At 38.2% G+C, this 8,318-nt stretch carries 6 protein-coding genes and 2 tRNA genes; 2 read left to right on the forward strand and 6 right to left on the reverse strand.

What is annotated here, in order from left to right:
• Window positions 1-7: 7 nt before the first annotated feature.
• Both ACVWYG_RS16530 and ACVWYG_RS16535 read right to left on the reverse strand, forming a co-directional pair.
• A tRNA-Cys gene (locus ACVWYG_RS16530) sits at window positions 8-78 on the reverse strand.
• A gap of 80 nt (window positions 79-158) precedes the next feature.
• Window positions 159-902 (reverse strand): TrmH family RNA methyltransferase, encoded by a 744-nt coding sequence (locus tag ACVWYG_RS16535; RefSeq protein ID WP_457271696.1) that lies wholly within the window; start codon window positions 900-902, stop codon window positions 159-161.
• Here ACVWYG_RS16535 and tamL point away from each other — a divergent pair.
• Window positions 893-3,292 carry a translocation and assembly module lipoprotein TamL gene (gene tamL, locus ACVWYG_RS16540; RefSeq protein ID WP_457271697.1) on the forward strand — a complete coding sequence of 800 codons (2,400 nt, stop codon included), beginning with the start codon at window positions 893-895 and terminating at the stop codon, window positions 3,290-3,292. The two genes, ACVWYG_RS16535 and tamL, sit on opposite strands and share 10 nt — an antisense overlap.
• Before the next feature lie 226 nt (window positions 3,293-3,518).
• On the opposite strand, the gene ACVWYG_RS16545 is transcribed toward tamL, so the two are convergent.
• The 4 genes from ACVWYG_RS16545 to ACVWYG_RS16560 form a co-directional block, all read right to left on the reverse strand.
• Window positions 3,519-4,049 (reverse strand): hypothetical protein, encoded by a 531-nt coding sequence (locus ACVWYG_RS16545; protein WP_457271699.1) that lies wholly within the window; start codon window positions 4,047-4,049, stop codon window positions 3,519-3,521.
• Window positions 4,050-4,159: 110 nt separating this feature from the next.
• Entirely contained in the window at window positions 4,160-4,651 is a 492-nt protein-coding gene (locus ACVWYG_RS16550; protein ID WP_457271701.1) for a TspO/MBR family protein, read from the reverse strand.
• Between the two features lie 3 nt (window positions 4,652-4,654).
• Window positions 4,655-6,004 carry a M28 family metallopeptidase gene (locus ACVWYG_RS16555; protein ID WP_457271703.1) on the reverse strand — a complete coding sequence of 450 codons (1,350 nt, stop codon included), beginning with the start codon at window positions 6,002-6,004 and terminating at the stop codon, window positions 4,655-4,657.
• Between the two features lie 171 nt (window positions 6,005-6,175).
• A tRNA-Arg gene (locus ACVWYG_RS16560) sits at window positions 6,176-6,247 on the reverse strand.
• Between the two features lie 258 nt (window positions 6,248-6,505).
• Here ACVWYG_RS16560 and mgtE point away from each other — a divergent pair.
• Window positions 6,506-7,885: a magnesium transporter gene (gene mgtE, locus ACVWYG_RS16565; RefSeq protein ID WP_457271704.1), complete on the forward strand. Its 1,380-nt coding sequence runs from the start codon at window positions 6,506-6,508 to the stop codon at window positions 7,883-7,885.
• The last annotated feature ends 433 nt before the right edge of the window (window positions 7,886-8,318 follow it).

Here is an 8,318-nt window from a genome sequence, read left to right on the forward strand (position 1 = left end):
AACCTAGAGGTCGAGAGCGGATTCGAACCGCTGTAGAAGGTTTTGCAGACCTCTGCCTAGCCACTCGGCCACTCGACCATTTTTGTAATAGTTTGCAAAAGTAACAATAAAAGGCTATACCGCAAGGAAGTTTTTGTAATTTTTGATTAAAGAATTAATTAATCTCTTCTAGAAATTTCTGCGCAAAAAATTGCCGCGCTAATTGCAACATTTAACGATTCTGCTTTACCAACTCTTGGTATGGTTACTTTGTTTGCTATTTTTTTGATAATTTCCCGAGAAATTCCATTTCCTTCGTTGCCTAACACAATAAATCCTTCCGCGCCAAACGCTGTTTTATAAATTGATCGCCCTTCTAACAATGCCCCGAAAATAGGTATTCCGGTGTCGGTTAGAAAATCAGCCAAATCTGTGTAGTAAATGTTGGTAGAAGCAAGACTGCCCATGGTAGCTTGTACCGTTTTTGGATTATAGGCTTCTACGGTATCTATTGAGCAAACAATATTCTTAATTCCAAACCAATCGGCCGTTCTAATAATGGTGCCCAAATTTCCCGGATCTTGCAGTCCGTCTAATACGAGGGTAAATTTCTGCTTAAATTGACTATAGGAAGGGCTCACAGTTTCTGGAATTTTTACCAAAGCCAACACATCTTGAGGATTTTGCAGGGCACTAATCTTACCCAGTTCTACGTTGTTTAGTGCAAATAAGTTTATATTTGCAGGCAACTGTGAAATAAAAGCCGTTTTTTCTGCAAGATGATAAATGGTTTCGATTTGATAGCTGGAATTTATAAACGATTGTACAGATTTTTGGCCTTCTACTAAAAAAAGGCCATTTTCTTTGCGATACTTTTTTTGATGCAACGACTTAACAAAACTGATCTGCGATTTTGAAAGCATATGTTTACCCGCCCTTTATTAAATTTTATAGAGTTGCAATATTACTATTTATTATTGTGTTAATACATGCTTGTTCATCTACCAAATATATTTCCGAGGACCAAGCTATCGTTAAAAAAGTTACCATAGACAGCATAGATCCGAAGTTTGCGGAAGAAGCCTATAATTATGTTCAAAAGGATATTAGGCCGCCATCTGCACTAAGCATAAATGTTCCGCTCTACAACCTTTTTAATACCAAAGACGGCCGTTATAAAACGAGCGGCATCAAGCCTTTCGGTTCTCCACCCGCAGTTTTAGACAGCACATTGGTAGAGATCTCTCGAAATCAGATAGAAAAATTTTTGAAGGGTAAAGGTTATTTTACAGCTAAAGTTAAGGCTAAAATATCGGTAGCAAATAAAAAAGCCGTGGTAGATTTTAGAGCCAATCCGGGACCCGCCTATTTTATCGGAAGCATTAAAGATTCTATAGCAAACCAAAACATTAAATACCTTTATGAAAGTCAGAAGCCTAAATTTTCTAGGCTGCACGTTGGCATGCAATATGATTCTGATTCGCTGAATTTTGAGCGCGAGCAGATCTATCGCATTTCGAAAGAAAACGGGTATTATTATTTTCTTCGGCCTTACATTAATTTCGACGTGTTTGGCGCAGATGTCGTTTCTGCAGATAACAAAGTGGATTTACATTTAAATGTAACTGATCCGCCAAATGGCGAGCATAAAACCTATACTATCGGTACGAGTCAAGTAATTGTTGCACCTAATCCCGATGGTTTCCCAGACAGTTTAAGGTATAAGCTCAGTAAAGACACCATTAAACATGTTGTTTTTACAGATTTTGCAAAGCGTTATCGAAGAAATCCAATTGTGCGTTACGATTTTTTGAAGTTTGGTGAATTGTATGACATTAATAAAGAAAATCTTACCTACGACCGGCTTTATCAGCTTAACATCTTTAAAAATGTTAATATTAATTTTTTCCGCGCAGACAGTACATCTAATAAAATTATCCCAGTAATTCAACTTATTCCTCAAAAGGTAATGAGCAATAGGGTAGAAGGAGAAGTCCCATTTAATGGAGGAACGGTTGGCTTTAATCTGAGTAATACGTATACCAATAACAATATTTTTAGAGGTGCTGAGCGGTTTGAACTCCAATTAAAGGGAGGTTTGCAGTCTAGGATAGGCAACGGGGAAACACCTTTTAAAGACATTTATCAGCGAGATTTTTCAATTAGTGCAAGCATTGCTGTACCGCGTTTACTTATTCCTTTTTTTAACTTTGGGCTGGGGAAAAATGGAATGCCACACACCACATTTTCCTCGAGTTATATTTATGCTTTGCAAAAAGACATTTCTGTTAGGCGGATATTTATCAACTCCATTACGTATGACTGGGTAGAGACAAAATCTAAGCTACATTCATTTACGCCTTTAAATTTTGAGTATCGGTTTGGGAATTTAAATAGAGATAGCCTAACGAGTGATGAGGCTTTAAATAACCTCTATTACATTGCTTTACTAGACAGGAAAGATTTTACTCTAGGCACAAAATATACCTACTCTTTAAACGCCGACAAGCTAAACGAGTATAGAACATTTGTGTATTTTAGGGGAAATATAGAAACCGCAGGAAATTTGTTGCAGGCTTTCTCTAGCATAAGTGGGAAAAAATATGATGTTGCCAACGGCGAATATGCAACATTTTTGGGACTTCCTTACAATCAGTACATTAGGCCAGATGTAGATATTAGATGGTACAAATACATTTCTGGTGAACGACAGTTTATTGCGCGTATAAATGCTGGAATAGGTTATGCGTATGGGAACTCTACCCGATCTGGTTTGCCTTTTGAGAAAAAATTCTTTGCAGGCGGCTCCAGTGGCATACGTGCCTGGCAGGCAAGAACACTCGGTCCTGGCAATTATAACAGAACAACCCTGGGCAGTGACAATCTAAGGCGTGCACTTTTTGGCTTAGATCAGTTGGGCGATTTGCGCATTGAGAGTAATTTAGAGTATAGGTATAAATTGCTCGACAAGTTTTTTGGTGCGACTTTAAAAGGCGCTGTTTTTCTTGATGCTGGCAATGTTTGGAATTTAACAGCGGCGGATGGTCCGGAAAAGAAATTTGATTTTGGCAAGATTGGTCATCAGATTGCCGTTGGAACGGGAATGGGTTTTAGATACGACGTAAAGTATTTTGTGTTCAGGTTCGACATTGGATTGAAACTTAAAGATCCTGAATTTTCGGGAACTGATCAATGGGTAATTAGTAAGTTTTTAACTGGAGGGAAATCCTTTAAGGACGACTATAATGCTACTCACGGGCCGGATACTTACCGCTTTTTACAATATAATTTTGGCATTGGCATGCCTTTTTAGTTTCACTTTTGCGTGAGGGATAGTAGTGAAAATCCTTTTGCCTTTTTGGGCAAAAGATTGTAACGGATGAGCCCGACCCTTGCGCAGCTTGGGGAACGCCCAAATGAATTTAGAAATAGCTTAGGAGCAAAATAAATCTGAAGCGATGTTAAATAAGACTGACAAAAGCAATTCTTAATTCTAAGCGCTGTAAATTTCAAAGAAAGATTTTAAACCTATTTTAAGATCAAAATAATTTCTTCAAGGCGTCGAATATGCTTTCAAAAAAAGTAGTGAGGTTTAAACCGCTGCTGTGGTTAAAATAAACAAAAGCTAAAAAAATAAGCACCGCAAAAATGATTAGTTTTCTAAAAGCAAAAGCCAAAATCACCAGAATAATTGGAATTAAAAACAGCCATAAACTGTTGATGGCGTAGGGCGTTAGGTCTGTGTCCTTTTTGTAGACGTAAACGAGTTTACTATGGGTACCATTGTCATTTTGATGCTTAACGTATACAAAAGTGGATTTCTCAATAGGAAGTTGCAATATTGCAACGCCATCATTAAATTTTAACTGCTGCGTAAATCCGCTAATGCTAAAGGTATAAAGGCCATTGATATTCTCTTTGGGCGTGCCTGCCGAATCCGCAGCAATAATAGCGAGCTTATTATTTTTAAGTAGATTCTCCTTCACCAAAAAATTATTAATTGCAGAATTTTGGCCAAAAACAGTTGTTCCTGCGGCCAAAACGCATAAAAAAAGAAGTAATTTTTTCATTTTTAGCAAATTTTTTTAGACTTTAATAAGGGCAAAAAACATTTTTAATGACGATCTAAGGTATAAAATGGTTGATAAATTGTAGGCACTTAAAAATTTCTTTTCTAAAATCAGTTTAGCATAAAAATGCTAAACGTTAAGAAAGAGGCAAAAGCGACCCATAATAAATAGGGAATAAACAAAAATCCCGCCCATTTAGAGATTCTGTAAAAATAGAATCCGTTAAATAAAATCATCATAAACAGTAAAATAATTTCTGCCAAGGCAAAACCTATCTCGTGCATATAGAAAAAGATAAACGACCAAGCCAAGTTTAAAATCAGCTGAATGAGGTAAATGGCTATAGTTCTAGGAAAATGTGCAATGCTGCTTCGCTTTTGCCACACCAGATAAGCAGAAATGCCAATTAAGATGTACAGCATTGTCCAAACTGGACCAAATAGCCAGTTGGGTGGATTAAATGTAGGCTTGTTTAAATTAGGATACCAACTTTTTATGCCGCCAACTGTCGCCCATGCACCCAAACTGCCAACCCCAAGCGTTAACGCGATGTTTATAATTAACGCTGCTAGATTAAATTTTTGTTTTTTCTCGTACTTCATGTCTTATCTTTCTACATCGGGAACAACTGGCAGGCTTTCTGTGCCATCTTCGCCAACCGTTTGTATCGCAAAAAGATAGTTGTCTTTGCTGTAGGGCAACGAAATTCGAGTTTCAGTGGTAAAAAACTTTTTCTCCCACATTGGACTGCTACTTTCGCGCATGAGTATATAATATCCCTTCACTTTACCGGTTTTTGGTTTTTTCCAATTAAAGGTTGCCGAGTTGCTTAAATCTTTCACATCTACCTTCACATCTATCGGCGCAGAAGGTGCTTTTGCCAAACAAGCAAGTACGGAAAGGTTGATGCCAGTATTCTTACGCAAATATTCAAAATCCATGAACTTCAGCAAATCACCATATTCAACTCCGTTTTCGGTTCTCAAATCTTGGTGCTGGTGATTAAAGTTTTCGTTCATCTCTGTTAATCTTACGGCAGTAAATCCATTCTCTAAGTATGGAAGATGATCGCCACCGCGTAGAAAACGGTCGCTTCGATACATTAATTTAACCTCTAAGTGATCCACATAGCGTTCGCCAATTTCTTTAACATATCTAGCCAATTGTCTGCTTTTGCTATCGTTTTCTAACCCAAAGCTCCTAATGTTTCTTGCCGTCTTATCTAATTCATAATTGGGCAAACCCTCGCTAAACACTCTAAACTTAGTGTTGTCTATAATGTTTGTGCCACTGCTATTATTGCTGCCAATAATATCGTTATTCAATACTGCTTCTACCTCCCAATTTTCGTTTTTGGCTTTATTTGCCATAAAAGTCGATCCGAGTAAACCTTGTTCTTCTCCGCTCACTGCCACGAAGATGATGGTTGCTGGAAATGCATGTTTACTCATAATTCTAGCGCTCTCTAAAACCGCCGCAACGCCACTACCGTCGTCGTTGGCGCCGGGTGCATCGCTCTTCCTATTCATAATGTCTGTAACGCGACTATCTAAGTGCCCGCTGATGATAAAAATACGCTCATCATTTTTATCGGTCCCCTTTAAAACGGCCACTGCATTTGCCAAAGAAATGTTTGCATCAACCCGTTTACCGTCGGCCTTATAAGTAACGGTATCAAGATAAGCCGTTAATCTGCCGTCGCTATGCTTTGCAAACTGTTTAAATTTATAAACAATCCAGTTTCTTGCCGCTCCAATTCCTACTCTTTTTTCTTTAACCTCGCTCAGTGTGCTGCGAGTTCCGAAAGTAACTAGGCTAGAAATGTAAGATTTTAAAGAATCGGTATTTACTTCTCGTACCATGTCAGCAATCTCTGCGTTTCGATTAACGATGGTTTGCGCGGAGGCAGAAAAAATTGGAATGCAGAACAACGGTAAAAAATAGCGAATTTTCATATTTTTCATTTGTTAAAGTTAGAAGTATTTAAATAATCAAAAGTGATTTTTTAAACATTTGAAAGTCGGATGGGAAGAAAATTGATTTATTATCTTCTTTTAGTTAATTGCCAAACTTCTACAACAAAAAACACCGCCTTTGGCTTTTTTAAAAGCAAAGGCGGTGTTTAGTGCTCCCGACGAGATTCGAACTCATATCGGTGGTACCGGAAACCACAATTCTATCCATTGAACTACGGGAGCATAAAGTACTTTGGGCAGCAAATATAGAAATAATGACGTTAGTTTTATTTGCGCACGATGGAAATACTTTAGTAAATAGGAAACAAAACCGTTTAAAGCTGTTTACTAAAACATAATTCATAGATGTTTTAATTTGCGATGTTCCTAAAAATTACTTCAAAAGTTAGGTTGCAGATCGTGGCATTGACTTTCTGAAATTAAAAGCGCACCTTTGCATCCGTTTAACTAGGATGGAAATGTAAAATAAAGAAGGCCGATATGGAAGAGTTGATTTTTGAAGACGTAAAGGCGTTGCTTTTAAAGGATAACGAGAAAGCATTAAAAAAGTATCTAGATCAACTTAACATTTCCGATGTCGAGGAACTTATCGACGAATTTCCAAAGCAGGCTGCGAAATTTATCAAAACTTTATCTCTCAATCGCGCAGTAAATGTTTTTCGCATTTTAGATTTTCGTACGCAAGAACGCATTATTAAAAAACTTTCTGGTGTTAAGCTAAATTCAATTATAAAAAATCTTCCTCCAGATGATAGAACTGCCCTTTTTGGCAAACTAAAAGGGGATATACTGGCGAAGATGATTACGTTGCTTTCACCCGAAGACCGTAAGGAATCTTTGGCGCTTTTGGGGTATGAAGAGGACAGTGTAGGCCGGTTAATGACACCAGATTACGTAACCGTTCGCGCACATTGGACAATAAGCAGGGTATTAGCGTACATCAGGCGTGTTGGGAAAAATTCTGAAACCATCGACGTAATTTACATCTTAGATAAAAACAGTGTACTCGTAGATGACATTAAGATCCGATCGATTTTGCTGGCAGATCCCGAATCAATCGTCGGCGAACTTACTGACAATCGTTTTATTGCGCTTAAAGCAACTGACCATCAGGAAGAAGCCATTGGTATTTTCCGGATGAATAATAGAGTTGCCTTGCCGGTAGTAGATGGCGAAAATATTATGCTGGGTATCGTAACCGTAGATGATATTCTTTGGGTTGCAAACGAAGAATATACAGAGGATATGCAAAAATTCGGAGGTACAGAAGCACTCGATGAACCTTATTTGGATATTCCACTGCTGCGCCTAGTAAAAAAGCGCGCAAGTTGGCTGGTTGTCCTGTTCTTGGGTGAAATGCTCACCGCCACAGCAATGCAATATTTCGAGATTGAACTTCAAAAAGCAGTCGTCCTTTCGTTATTCATTCCACTTATTATGAGCAGCGGCGGCAACAGCGGGTCGCAGGCTTCTACCTTAATAATACAAGCGATGGCTCTGGGTGAAGTTACGCTTACCGAATGGTGGAAAGTAATGAAACGAGAGCTTATTTCTGGCAGCATGCTTGGTGCCATTTTAGGCACGGTTGGCTTAATAAGGATTGTGATATGGCAAAATATGAACCTGTACGATTATGGGCCTCATTGGTGGCTTATAGCAGTGACTATATTTTTCACCTTAGTTGGTATTGTGCTTTGGGGCAGCCTTATCGGATCTATGATGCCGCTACTTTTAAAAAAATTAAAGTTAGATCCCGCCACGTCTTCAGCACCATTTGTGGCCACCTTAGTAGATGTAACCGGGATTGTAATCTATTTCAGCGTGGCCGTTCTCATTTTAAAAGGTACGTTACTAAAATAGTACGGAAAATGCTAACTTTCCTCATTCTAAGATTTTTTAAGATCGATAATATTAATAATTTGGGCGCTTTTACACGCTGTCCATTGTATCTTTAATTGGCTTTAAGGTGCCAATTAAAGGATGCCATTCCCATCGTTAGCGCTCGGACGTGATGTCTATTTTGCGATTGCTTGGAAATACTTTTTGCTCGTTCCTCGCAAAAAGATTGGAATGTAAAGCGCGACCCCCTTTAGGGGAACGCCCAAATTATATAAAAAATTTCTTTAGTCTAAATTGATGATTATTTGGGCGTTTTAACACGTGCTCCATTGTATCTTTAATTGGCTTAAAGGTGCCATTTAAAGATTCTGTGATGAATTCCAAATAATTTCTATCTTTATTTTTCAAGGCGGCTTTGTGCCAGCCTGTTTAGGGCAGCTCCTTTTTTGTGGCT

The organism is Pedobacter sp. UYEF25, assembly GCF_054061655.1.